The sequence below is a fragment of the Bacillus sp. 1780r2a1 genome (assembly GCA_024134725.1).
Taxonomy (GTDB): Bacteria; Bacillota; Bacilli; order Bacillales; family Bacillaceae_H; genus Priestia; species Priestia aryabhattai_A.
The window spans coordinates 3,477,309-3,495,643 of record CP099863.1; the positions used below are offsets into that span (position 1 = coordinate 3,477,309).

At 38.0% G+C, this 18,335-nt stretch carries 17 protein-coding genes; 2 read left to right on the top strand and 15 right to left on the bottom strand.

The genetic code is table 11. From position 1 onward, the window contains the following. Positions 1-115 precede the first annotated feature (115 nt). The 13 genes from NIZ91_17545 to gpr all read right to left on the bottom strand — a co-directional run bounded on the left by NIZ91_17545 (position 116) and on the right by gpr (position 13,941). The gene (locus NIZ91_17545) at positions 116-559 is read right to left on the bottom strand and encodes a GatB/YqeY domain-containing protein (GenBank protein USY54522.1); all 444 of its coding nucleotides are present in this window, start codon (positions 557-559) and stop codon (positions 116-118) included. Positions 560-577: 18 nt separating this feature from the next. Then, complete coding sequence (gene rpsU / locus NIZ91_17550; protein ID USY54523.1) at positions 578-751, bottom strand: 30S ribosomal protein S21; 174 nt, start codon at positions 749-751, stop codon at positions 578-580. Positions 752-987: 236 nt separating this feature from the next. Beyond that, a complete protein-coding gene (mtaB, locus tag NIZ91_17555) occupies positions 988-2,349 on the bottom strand; it encodes a tRNA (N(6)-L-threonylcarbamoyladenosine(37)-C(2))-methylthiotransferase MtaB (GenBank protein USY54524.1) in 1,362 nt (453 codons plus the stop codon). 5 nt (positions 2,350-2,354) lie between these two features. After that, positions 2,355-3,104 (bottom strand): 16S rRNA (uracil(1498)-N(3))-methyltransferase, encoded by a 750-nt coding sequence (locus tag NIZ91_17560; GenBank protein ID USY54525.1) that lies wholly within the window; start codon positions 3,102-3,104, stop codon positions 2,355-2,357. A gap of 19 nt (positions 3,105-3,123) precedes the next feature. Next, complete coding sequence (gene prmA, locus NIZ91_17565) at positions 3,124-4,065, bottom strand: 50S ribosomal protein L11 methyltransferase (protein ID USY57214.1); 942 nt, start codon at positions 4,063-4,065, stop codon at positions 3,124-3,126. A gap of 94 nt (positions 4,066-4,159) precedes the next feature. Beyond that, positions 4,160-5,287, bottom strand: a complete 1,128-nt coding sequence (gene dnaJ, locus NIZ91_17570; GenBank protein USY54526.1) for a molecular chaperone DnaJ — start codon at positions 5,285-5,287, stop codon at positions 4,160-4,162. Between the two features lie 211 nt (positions 5,288-5,498). After that, complete coding sequence (gene dnaK, locus NIZ91_17575) at positions 5,499-7,319, bottom strand: molecular chaperone DnaK (protein USY54527.1); 1,821 nt, start codon at positions 7,317-7,319, stop codon at positions 5,499-5,501. A 32-nt stretch (positions 7,320-7,351) separates the two neighbouring features. Then, on the bottom strand, positions 7,352-7,912 hold the full coding sequence (grpE, locus tag NIZ91_17580; GenBank protein USY54528.1) for a nucleotide exchange factor GrpE: 561 nt from the start codon (positions 7,910-7,912) through the stop codon (positions 7,352-7,354). A 98-nt stretch (positions 7,913-8,010) separates the two neighbouring features. After that, the gene (gene hrcA / locus NIZ91_17585) at positions 8,011-9,039 is read right to left on the bottom strand and encodes a heat-inducible transcriptional repressor HrcA (GenBank protein ID USY54529.1); all 1,029 of its coding nucleotides are present in this window, start codon (positions 9,037-9,039) and stop codon (positions 8,011-8,013) included. A gap of 85 nt (positions 9,040-9,124) precedes the next feature. Then, positions 9,125-10,264: a radical SAM family heme chaperone HemW gene (gene hemW, locus NIZ91_17590; GenBank protein USY54530.1), complete on the bottom strand. Its 1,140-nt coding sequence runs from the start codon at positions 10,262-10,264 to the stop codon at positions 9,125-9,127. A 154-nt stretch (positions 10,265-10,418) separates the two neighbouring features. Next, positions 10,419-12,245, bottom strand: coding sequence for a translation elongation factor 4 (lepA, locus tag NIZ91_17595; GenBank protein USY54531.1), 1,827 nt, complete (start codon positions 12,243-12,245; stop codon positions 10,419-10,421). Between the two features lie 166 nt (positions 12,246-12,411). After that, positions 12,412-12,747: a YqxA family protein gene (locus NIZ91_17600; GenBank protein ID USY54532.1), complete on the bottom strand. Its 336-nt coding sequence runs from the start codon at positions 12,745-12,747 to the stop codon at positions 12,412-12,414. Between the two features lie 81 nt (positions 12,748-12,828). Next, on the bottom strand, positions 12,829-13,941 hold the full coding sequence (gene gpr, locus NIZ91_17605) for a GPR endopeptidase (protein USY54533.1): 1,113 nt from the start codon (positions 13,939-13,941) through the stop codon (positions 12,829-12,831). A 196-nt stretch (positions 13,942-14,137) separates the two neighbouring features. Here gpr and rpsT point away from each other — a divergent pair, with 196 nt between their 5' ends. Further along, positions 14,138-14,404, top strand: coding sequence for a 30S ribosomal protein S20 (gene rpsT / locus NIZ91_17610; GenBank protein USY54534.1), 267 nt, complete (start codon positions 14,138-14,140; stop codon positions 14,402-14,404). A 44-nt stretch (positions 14,405-14,448) separates the two neighbouring features. Here rpsT and holA read toward each other — a convergent pair whose 3' ends face one another. Beyond that, entirely contained in the window at positions 14,449-15,483 is a 1,035-nt protein-coding gene (gene holA / locus NIZ91_17615; GenBank protein USY54535.1) for a DNA polymerase III subunit delta, read from the bottom strand. Between the two features lie 273 nt (positions 15,484-15,756). Between holA and NIZ91_17620 the strand changes: the two genes are divergently transcribed. After that, the gene (locus NIZ91_17620; protein ID USY54536.1) at positions 15,757-15,891 is read left to right on the top strand and encodes a YqzM family protein; all 135 of its coding nucleotides are present in this window, start codon (positions 15,757-15,759) and stop codon (positions 15,889-15,891) included. Positions 15,892-16,010: 119 nt separating this feature from the next. Here the strand turns inward: NIZ91_17620 and NIZ91_17625 are convergent, their stop codons facing one another. Next, positions 16,011-18,311, bottom strand: a complete 2,301-nt coding sequence (locus NIZ91_17625) for a DNA internalization-related competence protein ComEC/Rec2 (protein ID USY54537.1) — start codon at positions 18,309-18,311, stop codon at positions 16,011-16,013. Positions 18,312-18,335: the final 24 nt, after the last annotated feature.

An 18,335-nucleotide genomic window follows, 5' to 3' on the forward strand; every position in this document is an offset into this window, starting at 1 on the left:
GAGTGCTTATCTTTTTATACGATTAACTTTACAAATAGTTTCAAGTTTTTGAAACTTTTTTATGTATTAATTGATAGAGACATATAAAAAACACCTTACGTGTGTAAGGTGTTTTTTACGATAAGTGTTGAAGAACAAGCTTATTTACAAGAGAGCCATCAGCTTTACCTTTCACTTTAGGCATAAGCGCTCCCATAACTTTCCCCATATCAGCTTTAGAGGAAGACTGCGTTTCTTCAATCGTTGCTTTAATCAATTCGCTTAACTCTTCTTCACTTAGTTGCTTAGGCGCATAAGCTTCTAATATAACTAATTCAGAATGAATTTTATCAACAAGATCTTGACGACCTGCTTTCTCAAATTCATGGAGGGAGTCTTTACGTTGTTTGAATTCGCGAGAAATAACCGTCAACTCGTCTGCTTCAGTTAGATCGTGGCCCAACTTAATGGCTTCATTTTGAAGAGATGCTTTTACCATGCGAATCACGGTTAGCTTCTCTTTCTCTTTGTTTTTCATCGCTTGCTTCATATCACTATTTAAACGCTCGAGAAGACTCATAATAAATCCACCCTCTTATTAGAACTTGCGCTTTCTAGCAGCTTCAGATTTCTTCTTACGCTTTACGCTAGGCTTTTCATAGAATTCGCGCTTTCTTGCTTCTTGTAACGTACCAGTTTTTGAAACTGAACGTTTGAAGCGACGAAGAGCATCTTCAAGCGATTCGTTTTTACGAACAACTGTTTTTGACATTCTAATTCCCTCCCTCCGAACAAAACCACTAACATCATAATGACATGTGTTAGACATGTCTTTTGCCATTATAATATAATGAACTCTTAAGGTCAACCAGTTTAAATAAAGTAATAAACCCATTCAATTGTATTTTATGAATTCACTTATTAAACCATACCCATTTTTTCAAGTAGTTATAAAGCTGATGCACGCAGATTGACTTTATTCTGCAAATCCACGTGCATTCTTTAAAATTAAGAGCTTAGTTTAACGCGATCAGTTGGCATTTCTACCTCATCCATCACGCGGACAAATTCACCTTCATTATAAGGGTAACCTGCTTTAGAGATTTTCACTTTAACAAGCTTTCCAACCATTTCTTCCGTTGCTGGGAACACTACTTTCAAATAGTTATCCGTATAACCCACATACAAATTGCTATTTGACTCTTCTTTGTAACGTTCTTCTGGAATCACTTCCAACACTTCACCTTCAAATTCTGAAGCATACTCTTTTGCCAGTTGATTTGAAAGTTCAATTAAGCGATGTACGCGCTCGTTTTTCACTTCTTCATCAATTTGGTCATCCATACGAGCAGCCGGTGTACCTGTACGCTTAGAGTACGGGAACACGTGAAGCTCTGAGAATTTATGCTCTTTAATGAAGTTATATGTTTCCATAAATTCTTCTTCTGTTTCACCAGGGAATCCTACAATTACATCAGATGTAATCGCAAGACCAGGTAACGCTTCTTTTAAGCGAGTCAAACGCTCTCCGAAAAATTCCATTGTGTACTTACGACGCATGCGTTTTAACACTGTATTTGATCCAGATTGAAGGGGAACGTGTAAATGGCGAACAACCATTTCAGATTTATCCAACACGTCAATAACTTCGTCTGTAATCTGACTAGCTTCAATTGATGAAATACGGATACGTTTTAATCCTTTTACTTGAGACTCTAAATCACGTAGTAGCTGTGCAAGATTATAATCTTTCATATCTTCACCATAGCCACCTGTATGAATTCCTGTTAACACAATCTCTTTATAACCAGCATCTACTAATTGTTGAGCTTGCGCTACAACTTCTTTTGGATCACGTGAACGCATTAAGCCTCTTGCCCAAGGAATAATACAGAACGTACAGAAATTGTTACAACCTTCTTGAATCTTCAAAGATGCACGTGTACGGTCTGTGAAAGCTGGTACATCTAACTCTTCATATACACGTGTTTTCATGATATTTCCTACGCCGTTAATCGGCTGACGCTCTTGCTTAAATTGTTCAATGTAATCTAGCATCTTTACACGATCCTGTGTACCTACAACAATATCCACGCCAGGAATCGCCATTATTTCTGCTGGTGATGTTTGTGCGTAACAACCCGTTACACAAATAACCGCATCTGGGTTTTTACGAATTGCACGACGAATTACTTGACGACTTTTTTTATCACCTGTGTTCGTTACCGTACAGGTATTGATAACATATACATCAGCAGTTTGCTCATATTCTACGCGATCGTAGTTAGCTCCTTTAAACAACTGCCAAATAGCTTCTGTTTCATAGTGATTCACTTTACACCCTAATGTGTGGAAAGCAACTGTTGGCATTGTATTCACCCCATTAACTCAGTTTGATATGATATAGCAGATAGCACGTATAGCGGTGCTGTTTCTGCACGTAAAATTCGAGGACCGAATCCACATTTAGTAAATTGATGTTCTTCTAAAAACGCAACTTCTTGTTCTGTCAATCCACCTTCTGGTCCAATAACAACCAAAAGAGAATCACCAGACTGCAGATGAGATAAAACATGATGCAAATTAGAAGCTTCACCTTGCTTAGCTACTTCTTCATACGCTACGATTTTATGCGTATATTCACTTGCTGCAACAAGCTGTTTTAAAGTCATGGGACTATCAACAGCTGGCACTATGGTACGGTGGGATTGCTCTGCAGCTTCCTTTGCAATTTTGTTCCATCTCTCTAATTTCTTTTTGCCTTTTTTCTCGTCCCATTTCACAATGGAGCGATCCGCAATAAAAGGGATAAACTTCGTTGCGCCAAGTTCTGTCCCTTTTTGAATAATAAGCTCAAGCTTATCCCCTTTAGGCAACCCGCTCACAATCGTAACTGTCACAGGCATCTCTTTTTCTTCACTTAACCATTCTATAATAGATCCTTGGATTTCGTCAGTGGAAATCATTTCAATCTCACAAAGAGCCGCTTGTCCGTTTTCATTACAACAAATAACGCGCTCTCCTTCTGACATTCTCATCACTCGCTGGATGTGGTGAGCATCTGAATCAATAATTTTCACCGTTCTATCAACAAATTGATCATTTTTTAAAAAATAACGTTGCACAGCTACACCTTCTCACTTATCAAGCTTGTTTAGTTGCAATAATAGCTACCCAATCTTCCATCATTGTCACTTCTTCAATAACAAATCCAGCTTTCACAAGGGCTTCTTTTACTTCTTCTTTCTTAGCACTAATAATACCTGATGTAATAAACGAACCGCCTGGCTTCAAAACTGCATATGCATCGTCAACAAAGCGAACGATAATTTCTGCTAAAATATTTGCAACAACAACGTCTACAGGACCTTCAATATTATTTAAAAGGTTGTTTTGAGCAACCGTTACAGCACCTTGCACTTTGTTTAGCTTTACGTTTAAACGAGCTGAACGAACCGCTACTTCATCAAGGTCAAGCGCTCTTACAGATTTCGCACCAAGCATTGCTGCACCAATACTCAAAACACCGGAACCTGTTCCGACATCAATAACCGTATCATTTTCTTTAACCGTTCGCTCAAGTCCTTGCAACGACATGACTGTTGTTGGGTGGGTCCCTGTTCCAAACGCCATCCCTGGATCTAATTCAATAATTAATTCATCTGTGTTGACTTTTTCATAGTTTTCCCAAGTAGGAACAATTGTAAAACGCTCAGATATTTTTACAGGATGATAGTATTTCTTCCAAGCAGTAGCCCACTCTTCTTCATTTACCTCACTGATTGTCACTTTGTTTGCACCTAAATCAAAATCATAAACTAACAAGCCATTAATAGCTTCTTTAATACCTTCAACCGTCTCACCTAAGAAGCTGTTTACAGGAAGGTATGCCTTTACGATTACACCTTCTTCAGGGTAATCATCGGCATTAAGCTGGTAGATTTCCCCAAAAGTTGTATCCCTCTCTTTTATTAAATCTGCTGGATCTTCGATTACAACACCGCTTGCTCCTGATTCATGTAAAATATGTGAGATTGGTTCAATCGCTTCCTGTGTCGTATGAATACAAATTTCAGACCATTTCATCTCTACCAACTTCATCCCTTCTGTTTTTTCGCTTTATTTTGTTTTATCACAGCTGACAGGTTGGTAAAGCATTTTACCAACCTGTCAATGTTTATTATTCGCCTTTAATTGCTCTCTTTACTTTTGCAAAGAAAGAATCGTGTTGCTCATCAACTGCTTCTTGTCCGCTTAACTCTGCGAACTCTCGAATTAATTGTTTTTGTTTCTCAGAGAGCTTTGTTGGTGTAACAACGCGCACATGAATATGTTGGTCACCCTGACCATATCCTCGAACGTTTGCTACTCCTTTTCCTTTTAGTCGGAACCTTGTACCCGTTTGAGTACCTGCAGGAATTTTCAGCTTTACTTTTCCATGTAGCGTCGGTACTTCCACTTCATCTCCCAATGCAGCTTGTGCAAAGGTTAACGGCATTTCACAATAAATATCATCACCGTCACGCTCAAAGAGCTCATGTGATCGAACGTTAAACACAACGTATAAGTCTCCAGATGGACCGCCATTTGCACCCGGTTCTCCTTGACCACTCACACGAAGCTGTTGGCCATCATCCACACCAGCTGGGATTTTCACATTAATTTTACGACGTTTTGTTACTTTGCCTTCACCGTGGCATGTTGAACATTTTTGCTCAATTTTCTTACCAGTCCCATTACAATGATGGCAAGCACGACGGTTTACTACACGACCAAACGGCGTGTTTTGTTCTACATTTAATTGTCCAGAACCGTTACAATGTGAACACGTGCTGACTTTTGTACCTGGCTTTGCACCCGATCCGTTACATGTGTCACACGTTTCTTCACGAGGAATTTCAATAGTTGTTTCTTTTCCGAATACCGCCTCTTCAAACGATAATGTCATCGTGTACTGTAAATCGGCACCTTGCCTTGGAGCATTAGGGTCTCTTCTACGACCTCCGCCACCAAAGATTGAACTAAAAATATCTTCAAAGCCAAAACCGCCAAAGTCTGAACCTCCGCCAAAACCACCAAAGCCCTGGTTTGGATCAGTATGACCAAATTGATCATAGTGTGCTTTCTTTTGGTCATCACTTAACACTTCATATGCTTCTTTGACTTCTTTAAATTGCTCTGCAGCATCCTCGGCTTTATTAATATCCGGATGATATTTTTTTGAAAGCTTACGATACGCTTTTTTAATCTCATCTTTTGTAGCGCCTTTGCTGATGCCGAGTACTTCATAGTAATCTCGCTTACTCATCAATACTCACTCCCGAATCGTTTCACATAAACGTAATTGTATCATCATTAATCTTTTCATCGCAACAGAAAAGTTAAGCGATACACCGAACCTATTGTGAATTGCTATTTTTGTACGTTAAAAAAGTCAAAGCCAAGAGATAGCTTGACTTTGACTTTTAAAATCCTGTGAATTGCACCGTGGCGTCCTTCACATTAGTCGTCAAGATGCATTATTTTTTATCGTCGTTTACTTCTTCAAACTCTGCATCTACAACATCATCATTTTGAGCACCTTCGCCACCAGCTGCTTGCTGAGCTTGTTGAGCTTGCTCATACATTTTCACCGTTAAAGCTTGAACAACTTCTTGAAGCTCATCTTTTTTCGCTTTGATTTCTTCAAGGTCATTCTTTTCGATTGCAGCTTTTAACGCATCTTTTGCTTCGTTAGCTTTTGCTACTTCAGCTTCTTCAACCTTACCTTCAAGGTCTTTCAACGTTTTTTCAGTTGTAAATACAAGTTGATCTGCTTCATTGCGTAATTCAACTTCTTCTTTACGTTGTTTATCTGCATCTGCGTTATCTTCTGCTTCTTTTACCATGCGTTCGATTTCATCATCTGATAAACCAGTAGAAGACTTAATTGTAATTGCTTGCTCTTTATTTGTACCTAAATCTTTTGCACGTACGTTTACGATACCGTTCTTATCAATATCAAAGCTTACTTCGATTTGAGGTACACCACGTGGAGCTGGTGGAATGTCCGTTAATTGGAAACGACCTAACGTTTTGTTATCAGCTGACATTGGACGCTCACCTTGAAGTACGTGAATGTCTACAGCCGTTTGGTTATCAGCTGCTGTTGAGAATACTTGTGATTTACTTGTAGGAATTGTTGTGTTGCGCTCAATTAGCTTTGTGAATACGCCGCCCATTGTTTCAATTCCTAAAGATAGTGGCGTTACGTCTAATAACACTACGTCTTTTACATCACCAGTTAATACTCCACCTTGAATTGCTGCACCTAAAGCAACAACTTCATCAGGGTTTACGCCTTTATGAGGCTCTTTACCAGTTTCTTTTTTAATGGCTTCTTGCACCGCTGGGATACGAGTAGAACCACCAACTAAAATTACTTTATCTAGCTCACTTGCAGAGAGACCAGCATCTTGTAAAGCTTGACGTACTGGAGCCATTGTACGCTCTACTAGATCTGCAGATAATTCTTCAAACTTCGCACGTGATAGCGTTACTTCTAAGTGAAGCGGTCCAGCTTCGCCAGCTGTGATAAACGGTAGTGAAACTTGTGTAGAAGTTACACCAGATAAATCTTTTTTCGCTTTTTCAGCAGCATCTTTTAGACGTTGAAGTGCCATTTTATCTTTAGCTAAATCAATGCCATTTTCTTTTTTAAACTCTGCTACTAAGTAATCGATGATTACTTGGTCAAAGTCATCTCCACCAAGGCGGTTGTCACCAGCAGTTGAGCGCACTTCGAATACGCCATCTCCTAGCTCTAGAATTGATACGTCAAACGTACCTCCACCTAAGTCGTATACAAGTACAGTTTGGTCTTCGTCTGTTTTTTCTAACCCGTATGCAAGAGCAGCCGCTGTTGGTTCGTTGATAATACGCTCAACTTCTAAACCAGCAATTTTACCAGCATCTTTTGTTGCTTGACGCTCAGCATCGTTAAAGTATGCAGGAACCGTGATAACTGCTTTTGTTACAGGCTCACCTAAGTACTCCTCTGCATATCCTTTTAAATGTTGCAGAATAATTGCTGACATTTCTTGAGGTGTATACTCTTTTCCTTCAGCTTCTACTTTGTGATCTGTACCCATGTGACGTTTAATTGAGATGATTGTGTTTGGATTTGTAATTGCTTGACGCTTTGCTACTTCCCCAACTTGACGCTCACCGTTTTTAAACGCAACAACAGATGGTGTTGTACGATTTCCTTCTGGATTTGGGATTACTTTTGGCTCGCCGCCTTCTAAAACAGCGACACAAGAGTTCGTTGTACCTAAGTCGATACCAATGATTTTACTCATGTAAAATAACCTCCTTGTTTTATGTAATAATTTTATTGATTTACTTTTACCATTGCAGGGCGAATAATTTTATCCTTTAGCTTATACCCTTTTTGAAGTTCTTCTACGACTGTATTTGATTCATACGCCTCATCTTCTACTTGCATAACAGCTTGATGTTCATAAGGGTCGAACGGTTTTCCAACAGATTCAATTGCCTCAACACCTTCTTTTTGAAGTGCCTCAACTAATTGACGGTAAACCATTTCTACACCTTTCATTACAGACTTCGTGTTCTCATCTTCTGTGTTAACCTGTAGAGCACGGTCAAAGTTATCCAGTGCTGGTAAGATGTCTGTCACTAAAGATTGCGCACGATATTTCTGTGCTGCTTCTGCATCAAGACGAGAACGACGACGGAAATTATCGAAATCAGCTTGTAGACGTACATATCTATTTTCCTGTTCTTCAAGCTGTTGCTTTAATTGGTCAATTTGTGTTTGAAGAGTAGCCTCTACAGATTCTTCAACAGTTTCTTCTTGCTGATTTTCTGTATCTACAGTTTCTTCTACTACTTCTTCTACTTGTTCTTCTACTTGCTTTTCGTTTGACAATTCCTTCACCTCCTTAAAGTTAGAGCACGTTCATGCCGCTGTCTATTTTATCATAGGAAAGGCAGGAAGCAATATCTTCCAGCACTTTCCTTATATTTTTATTGCTTGTATAAATTCGTTAATAAGCGGGACATATCGGAAGATAACAATGTCATTAAGCTAATAGCTCGCGCATATTCCATGCGAGTCGGACCTAGTAAAGCAATGGTACCAATTTGTTCTTCACCAAACGAATACGTAGCGGTAATTAAACTGCAATCAGCCATTTCGTTCACTTCATTTTCACGACCAATTTTAACGTGAATACCAGATTTGCTAGACGTTAAAAGCTGCGAAAACTCTTTTTCATGTTCAATAATAGTGAATAAATCACGAATTTTATCGATGTTATGAAACTCAGGTTGAGCAAACATATTCGTTTTTCCACCGATAACCATTTTACCGCTTGTGTTTAGCTTTAATGCATCGTTTAAAATCGTCATCGTTTCTTTATACCCTCGAATATGATTCTTTAGCAATAACGCTACTTCTTTGTACATCTTATCATGTAGCTCAGTAATCCGAACGCCCACTAACTTATCGTTTAAAATATTGACCATCTTTTCAATATCTGATGCGCCAATTCCAGCAGGTAAAGTAATTGTACGATGCTGTACGTGACCTGCATCTGTAACAATAATAGCAACGGCTGATTCTTCAGTTAGCGGCAAAATTTGCAGCTGCTTCAGCTTATTGGTTACCGCTTTAGGGCCAAGAACAATTGACGTTAGGCTTGTTAAATCTGATAAAATCTGAGCAGATTTTTGTACAATCTCTTCCAGCTCAACAACGCGTTCAGCAAAAAGAGAATTAACCGTTGAAATATCTTCATCCGTTAATAGCTGCGGAGACAATAAATGATCCACATAATAGCGATATCCTTTTTCAGACGGAACGCGCCCTGAAGATGTATGAGTTTTTTCAATAAAGCCAAGCTCTTCTAAATCAGACATTTCATTGCGAATTGTTGCTGAGCTAAAATTAATCTCACTTTTTTTAGAAAGTGTACGAGAGCCAACAGGCTGTGCAGATCGAATAAAATCATCAATTATGACTTGTAAAATTAATAGCTGTCGATCAGTAAGCACGTTTCATCACCTCTGTTAGCACTCTAAAAGCTTGAGTGCTAAATCTAATAATAAATTACCAAATCATCATGGGTCATGTCAACGATTAGATTCCACCAATAAATGCCTGGAATACTTCATTTCCTAGAAAGCGCCCTTTTTTTGTTAATCGTAGCGAACTGTCTGTCTCTTCAAGCAGCCCTTTGTTAACATACTCTTGTATCGGTTTTGAAAAAACTTCATTCATTTCTACTTTATACTTGTCATAAAAATTAGCTTTATTCACACCATCTGTTTTGCGCAGCCCTAAAAACATTTCCTCTTCCATTCTTTCCACTTTAGAAACAGAAATTTCATCTAAGCAGGCACTCTTTGTTTCCGTAATAGTTTGCATATATTTTTTCAATGGTGCAATATTAGACCGTCTAATTCCATCAATATAACTATGTGCTCCTGCTCCTATTCCGTAGTAGTCATTATTATCCCAATATGTGAGGTTATGAAGGCTTTCGTAGCCCAAGCGAGCAAAATTGCTAATCTCATATTGAGAATATCCGTGCTTCTCCATCTCATCCATTAACATCTCGTACATGAACGCTTCATCTTCCTGGGAAGGCACGCGAAGCTGTCCTTTATTCATCAAGTTATAAAATACTGTTTTAGGCTCAATGATTAAAGAATAAGCAGAAATATGCTCTACGTCCATTGAGAACGCAATATCAAGCGTTTCTTTAAAATCAGAAATCGTTTGACCAGGCAAGCTGTACATGAGATCTAAGCTGATATTTTCAAACCCTATCTTTCTAGCTTCATCAACGGCTTGAAATGCTTGTTGGTTACTGTGAACACGTCCAATTTTTTCAAGGAGCTTTTCGTTAAATGTTTGAACTCCAATACTTAAGCGGTCTACACCGTACGCATGTAAAACTCGTAATTTCTCTGCTGTCAGCTCATTTGGGTTTGCTTCAAACGTAAACTCTTTTACATTTTGAACCGGAAATGATTCGTGAATCGATTCTAAAAAGTAAGTCAACTGCTTCTCATCGAGAGCTGTTGGAGTTCCTCCACCAACAAAAATTGTCCTTAATTGATTAGCAGGATATTTTGCTACTGTATGCCTCATCTCGTCCCTCATTTTTTCTAGATAAGGCATAACCGGCTGATTTTTGAAAAATACTTTATTAAAGTCACAGTAGTGACAAATATGATGACAAAAAGGAATATGCAAATAAGCTGCTTCAATCATTGTCTTCCACCTCAAAATAGTTAAAGTAAATGATAAAAATACCGCAGATGCTCTCTGCGGTATTTTTATCGTAACGCGCCTTTAATCGCTCTACGCTATAGTGTAACAAATCAATCAGTTATACAACACTAAACTGCTTATGTTAAATAATTCCTCACTCTTCATCCATACGTAATACAGCCATGAATGCTTCTTGTGGAACTTCTACTGATCCGACTTGCTTCATTCTTTTCTTACCTTCTTTTTGTTTCTCAAGAAGCTTACGCTTACGAGAAATATCCCCACCGTAACATTTTGCTAATACATTTTTTCGAATGGCTTTGATTGTTGAACGCGCGACAATCTTCTGACCAATAGCTGCTTGAATAGGCACTTCAAACTGCTGACGTGGAATCAGTTCTTTTAATTTTTCTACGATGATTTTACCGCGATCATATGCTGAGTCACGGTGCACAATGAAGGATAGTGCATCGACTTTTTCTGCATTTAATAAGATATCCATTTTTACGAGCTTAGATTCTTTATAACCAATTAGTTCATAATCAAAAGATGCATACCCTTTTGTGTTTGATTTTAGTTGATCAAAGAAATCATACACAATCTCAGCTAGCGGAATCTCATACACAATACTTACTCGATTTGCATCTAAGTACTGCATGTCGATGAAATTACCACGCTTTTTCTGACAAAGCTCCATAACTGCTCCTACATAATCATTAGGAACCATCATTGTTGCTTTTACATAAGGCTCTTCAACTTTTTCAATCTTTTGAGCATCTGGCATATTAGACGGATTATCAACAGATACTTTCTCACCATCTGTCATGTATACATCGTAAATAACACTTGGCGCTGTTGTAATCAAGTCAATCTTAAACTCACGCTCAATACGCTCTTGGATAATCTCCATGTGAAGGAGGCCCAAGAATCCACAACGGAAACCAAACCCTAACGCTTGAGATGTCTCTGGTTCAAACTGAAGAGCTGAATCATTCAGTTCTAGTTTTTCTAAAGCTTCGCGTAAGTCGTTATATTTGGCTGTATCGATTGGATACAAGCCGCAATATACCATTGGATTTAATCGGCGGTAACCAGGTAAGGGTTCAGTTGCACCATTTTTAGCAAGTGTAATCGTATCCCCTACGCGTGTATCTCCTACGTTTTTGATAGCAGCTGTTAAATATCCTACATCTCCAACAGATAGTTCGTCCTGTGGAACTGCTTTTGGTGTTAACACACCAATTTCAGTAACTTCAAATTCTTTTCCTGTTGCCATCATGCGAATTTTATCGCCTGTTTTGACCGACCCTTCTACAATACGAATAGATGCAACAACACCACGATAAGCATCATAGAATGAATCAAAAATTAAGGCTTTTAAAGGCCCTTCTGGATCCCCTTCAGGAGCAGGTACTTTTTCTACAATTTGCTCTAAAATCTCTTCAATTCCAATACCTGCTTTTGCAGAAGCAAGCACTGCTTCTGAAGCATCTAAGCCAATTACATCTTCCACTTCTTGACGCACGCGTTCAGGCTCAGCACTTGGAAGATCAATTTTATTGATAACAGGTAAAATTTCCAAATCATTATCTAACGCTAAATATACGTTGGCTAATGTTTGCGCTTCAATTCCTTGGGCAGCATCCACTACAAGAATTGCTCCTTCACAAGCTGCAAGACTACGAGACACTTCATATGTAAAATCGACGTGCCCTGGAGTATCAATTAAATGGAAAATATATTCTTCTCCATCTTTTGCTTTATACTTAAGCTGAACAGCATTTAGCTTAATGGTAATTCCACGTTCACGTTCTAAATCCATAGAATCCAAAAGTTGAGCTTTCATTTCGCGCTGGGTAAGCGCATTTGTCTTTTCTAAAATACGGTCAGCCAATGTTGACTTTCCGTGATCTATATGAGCAATAATCGAAAAGTTTCTAATTTTCGACTGTCGGTTTAACTTCGCTTCTCTATCCATCATTTTTTCACTCCTACTGAAAATCGGCAAAATACACTAAAGTAAATTATAACAACACATCAGTCAACATTCAATAAACTTCTCAAGGGAGGAAGAGAGATGAGTTCAATAATAAAGCAGAGCAGCCTTAATGTGTAGCGAAACATTAAGGCTGCTCTGCTTTGTTTTTTTATACAAACAGGTTATGAAAAGCTTCGACTGCTTTTTGTATAACAGCCTGGATGCTGTTAGCTAAGCTTTTTCCAATTGAAGAAAAAAAGTTAAATGCCTTTCGCTCTTCCAGCAGCTTTTGTTTTTCTTCAAGGTCCACAACTCGTTTGCTTCCCATTACATCTGCTTCTACTTCGCCCTCGCCCGTCTTAGAAACTGTAAACACTTGCTCAATACTAGGGTCATCATACCCTTTCATCTTGATTAATCCTTGCTGGGCAGTCTGCATCCCTAATAATACGCCGAACAATAAAACAACGCTTAGCAGCAGCGACTTCATCATGAATTTCACCATGAGAATGCTCCTTTCATCTAAACATACCTATTCATTTTCGTAGTATTCATTATGGGACACTTCTGCTGATTTCATTCACTTTTAATGAGTATAAGATCCAAAGTTTCCTTGGTCCACTTCATGGTGAAGAGCTGCGTTTAATCCTCCAGCTACGACGTTAGCCATTTCTTCAATAAATAAGTCAACTTCTTTTGGTGTAACCATCAGATTATGGCCTAGTGGGGCTAACACCTCATGAATTAAACGACGCTTTTCTTCATCAGGTAACGTACCAATCATCCCCAAATATGTTTGACGATGTTCTTCGCTTGGTAAATCTTCGTCAGTTAGCTGTTTCTTTTCTCCAAACGTCATTCCAGAAGGAATAAGTGACTTCGAAGGCTTGTCTTGTTCATTCATCTCACGTCCAAAATGCTTTAAAATAAAATCAATAGTATCACTTGTAATTGATACCGCATCAACAACTGTAGGTATACCAATTGCAATTACTGGAATGCCTAGCGTTTCATAGCTAATTTCTTTTCGTTTATTTCCAACTCCAGAGCCGGGATGAATACCTGAGTCTGAAATTTGAATTGTTGCGTTTACACGTTCAATTGAACGCGCTGCCAAAGCATCAACAGCAATAATGAAATCTGGTTTGACTTTTTGTACAACCCCAAAGATAATATCGCTAGTTTCAATTCCAGTGATCCCCATCACACCAGGTATAATAGCACTTACTGGACGGAACCCCTCTTCTACGCTTTCAGGCTGTAGAGCAAATAAATGACGAGTAATTAATAAATTTTCTACCGTCTTTGGACCAAGTGCATCCGGAGTAACGCTACTGTTTCCAAGGCCGACTACTAAACAGCTTGCATCATCTGCAATATTTAAGCCTTTTATAAAATGATTCAGTTCCTTAGCAAATACTTCCTCCATCTTTTCCTGCTTTTCGGTATCCTGCTCGCGAATTCCAACAGATTCTAGAGTAAGATAGCGCCCTTTTTTCTTTCCAACCGTTTGGGCACCTTGTTCAGTTATTTCAACTAAAGAAACCTTTACTCCATCGACATCTTTTTCTTTAAAAATAACGCCTTCAAGCTCAGACTGCTTCGCTTGCTTTTCATTGTCTTCAACAGCCATCGTCCTTGCTTCCACGGCTAAATCGGTGCGAATACTATATTGACTTAAATCCAAGTTTTCATTCATTGCAGACCCTCCTCAGCTATTATCATAGAAGTTAGTTTCACCTGTTGCTAATTAATTCATGCACAAGAGCGATAAAATTCCTTTTAGGTGCTATTGCATTATAGCCGTGGGTTTGATAAAATATCCTTTGTTCTTATTGTAAGAAATGTCGAGTTCTATATAATCTCGATTGCTATAATTTCGGGAGGTGAAACGAATGCCAAACATTAAATCAGCTATCAAACGTGTAAAAACTACTGAAGCTCGTCGTGCACATAACATCCAAGTAAAATCTGCTATGCGTACTGCTATCAAAAACTTTGAAGCTTTAGTTGAAAACAACGATGTAGATAATGCAAAAGCAGCATACTCTGTTGCTTCTAAAAAATTAGACAAGGCTGCACAAAAAGGTCTTATCCACAAAAACGCTGCAGCTCGTCAAAAATCTCGCTTAGCGCAAAAACTTAACGGTTTATCTGCATAATAAGCGAAAAAACGATCCCCATAGGATCGTTTTTTTTATGGTTTTTAGCCACCAGCTTGCTTTAAGAAAAACAATTGTAAAAGCAATGCTTTGTCTATTTTCCCCGTCTTCATTTCATAATCTGCTTCTGCTAGCTCTTTAATAATGTTACGTAGCACCGGCTCTTCAAACCTTCTACTTTGTTGAAGAGAAATCTTCACTCGAAAAGGATGTACTTTTAACGTTTGTGCAATTTGCTGTTGACCATACCCTTGGCCAGAAAGTTGCTTTGTATGATAAATTAAGCGAAATTGTGAAGCCAGTAAAGACAAAATTTTAATTGGCTCTTCATTATTTCGAAGCAAATCTTGATAAATATTTAACGCCTCTTTTAAATTTTTATTCATAACTGCTTCAATAAGCGTAAAAACATTTTGTTCTAACGTTTTAGCTACTAGCTCGTGTACAACTTCTCGCGTAATGACACCATTATCTCCTACATAAAGCATCATTTTTTCTACTTCATTTGTAATAATCGTAACGTTTAATCCAACAAGCTGCAACAAGAGCTGCTTAGCATCTTCATCCATTTCTACATTTCTTTTATGCAGTACATCTTTTATCCATCTCACTAAGTCCTGCTCATTCAATTCATTTGCTTCAACATACATAGCCTGCTTTTTTAACGCTTTGGTTATTTTTTTTCGCTCATCTAATTTTTCATAAGGAGCTTGCACGATTAAAGTTGAAAAAGGTGCGGGTTGCTCAAGGTAAGTCTGTAATTTACTAACATCGTGTTCTACCTTAGATTTTGATTTTTCTGCAGTTAGAAAAAAAGCATTCTTGGCAATTACCACTCGCTTATCACCTAAAAAAGGCAGCGTTTCAGCATCCTCAATTACCTGTTCAATCGGCGTTTCCTCTAAGTCATATATCGATAAATTAAACTCTTTTTCCTCGTCTGATAAGGAATATTGAATAATTTTATCTCTTGCTTTTTTCATAATAAAAGCATTTAAACCATGTAATAAATAGACGGGTTTTATGTCCTTAGAATTGATAGTTTTCAACGGATCTATTGCCAATTTTTTACGCTCCATTCTATAGTTCTTCATCTTCTATGGTATAGGTGTAATAGCGGTTTGGCAAGAATACAAAAAGGAATTGCTAAAAGTAGCAATTCCTCAGTTTATAATAAACACTAACAAATTAAGCCCTAGGTTACTTATTTGTTAATGAGTAAACCCATATAATTATCGTTTACTTTTTTACCACAAACAATGATTGTTAACTGTTGTCAGGTTAGGAAAACGCTTTATATTTTATAGATTTTTTTAAAAACATGGATTATACTGTAAATAGGAGGGGTGGCAATGAATCAATTTGAAGAAAGCGTTCAAAGTAAACGAAACGACGCAGTCGATTCGGCTGTAGGATTTATCGCATCATTTGGATTTTTTACTACCTTATTTATTATCGCAACGGTCATTCACTACTTTGGATCATAGATCATAAGTAGCTGCTAATGAACAGAGTTCTATTCATTAGTTGAATCGGTAAACGAGATAGAAAATCAGCAATACTTAGCGACTGTCATCTACAGTCGTTTTTTTTAACTTGATATAGACTATGGAAGTTCTGTGTAAAAGGTTCCTTTGTTTTTTCGAAATGTATACGTAATTGCACCGTTTTCATCTGTTCGATAGATGAAAACGTTAGCTTCTTGTAGCCTTTCAACCACTTCGTTATGCGGGTGACCATAGCGATTTTTTTGGCCTGCGGATATGAGAGCAATTTGAGGATTGAGTGCACGAAGAAATGCAGGTGATGTAGACGATTTGCTTCCATGATGTGCAACCTTTAAAACATCAGCTTGTATCGAAGGAATAGTACGAAGAATCTCAGCTTCTCCCGCTTCTTCCAAATCACCTGTAAAAAGCCAACTAATTCCTCCAAGCTCTGTAAATAAAACAATAGATGAATTATTGCTCGTTGTTTCTGTACCTGTTGGTGAAAGAATGTAAAAGGAAGTATCTCCTTGTTTCCAATAGTCTCCTTTTTTAACGTAGGAAATCTGGCTATTTGCTTTTCTTGCTTGTTCGATAATATTTACTTCTAAATCTGTAAGCTGCTTCTTTTTCCCCAGTACTACCTGTTCAATTTTGACTTGATCCAGTAACGTACTGGCACTTCCGCCATGGTCATAGTCCCCGTGTGTAATCAATAACTTATTTACCTTTCGAATTCCCTTTGATTTTAAAACTGGCATAACAATATCCTTTCCCACGTCAAACAAATCACGGCGTACTTGCCAGCCTTCACTCGAAAACAGAACGCTTCCTCCTGTATCAATCAAATAGACTCCTCTCCTATATGGAAGTTCAATTAACAAGCTGTCTCCTTGGCCCACGTCAATCATCGTCACTTTCCCATATGGATTTACATACGGAAAGAGACACTGAACCACAAGTATTAAGACCGTAACTATGCTAAAAAAAGACGTATATTTCTTCTTCTCAATGGACCATAAAACACTGTAAATGGCTATGTACAGAAGTCCTACAACCCATAAAGAAAGCTTACCGGTTGTTACTACGAATACAGGAGATACATTGTGTATTAGTTGCAGGAACCATTCGCTTAGTAATAATACATTATTTAGTATCCATTGACCGATACCTGCAATGGGTAAAAAGAAAAATGACGTAGTAAATATGAACAAACAAAGAGGGAGAATGACTGTTGAAAAAAGGGGAACATAAATCATATTAAGAGGAAGGCTTAGTAGCGAAACTTCATAGAAGTAAAACAATAATAGAGGTAGTGATCCGAGCTGTGCAATAAATGATACCAGCAGTAACTGACCCATAGTGGACGTAATTCTTTTTAAAATCACCTGTGCACTAAGCACAATAAAGAGGGTGACGACAAAAGATAATTGAAATCCTACTTGTAAAATGTAAAATGGGTTAACAGCTATCATTAACAAAAATGCCAGCGCTATGCTATCTGTTAGACTAATTTTCTTTTGATACTTTGTACTTGCTAAAGCTAACATACTCATTAACACGGCACGAATAACTGAAGGTGCCCCACCAGCGATAATGGCGTACAAAGGAAGAGTCACTAATAAAATATTCGTGGCTAACTGGCGCGTCATTCCCATTCGAATTAGCACATAAAAGAACATAAACGTCATTAGGCCAACGTGAAGACCTGAAATAGCTAGCAAATGAATGAGCCCAAAGCTTTGGTAAAGCTGAAGTAAATCAGAATCGATTTGACTCCTCTCTCCATAAATGAGCGCTTGCATAAAAGACGACGCTGGTTGAGGAACATTCTTTTGAAGATAATCAATTCCATGTTGTCGATAAATAGAAAGCCGCTGAGGAAAAGACAATTGTTTAGAAGGGTGGCATAAAGAGGGTGTAAACGTAGATGCTTTAAGCTTCCAATGAACATGCTTAGTATCCATGTACCCTTTATAGTTAAATGCGTTTGGATTTCGCCTTTCTTCAAAAGATGAAAGTTTTCCTTTTAACATACAGCGGTCATAAATCATTAAGCTTTGAACCTGCTTAACTTCACTTTCACTTTTCATATAGTATACAACAGATACTTCTTCACCTTGCGTGCTAAAGAAAAAGCGTACTTGGCTTCCATCTATATTAGGAATGGAAGAGATTTGTCCGGTAAATATTGTTTGATTCGAAGAAATCGATGTTTGATGATGAAATAAAAAAAGATGAAATAACCCAAAGAAAAAGCTGCCAATAAGAACGCAAAGGATGAAAACATAGCGTGGACATCTAAGGTATAAAAAAACTGCGTAGCTTAGTACAACTATGAGTGTAATCCATAAGAAGTGGTAGGCTAAAAACATGGTTAACATGGCGCTAACTGCTGCATATAAATAAAAGCCTTTCAAAACAGAACCTCCCACTCAAAAGAG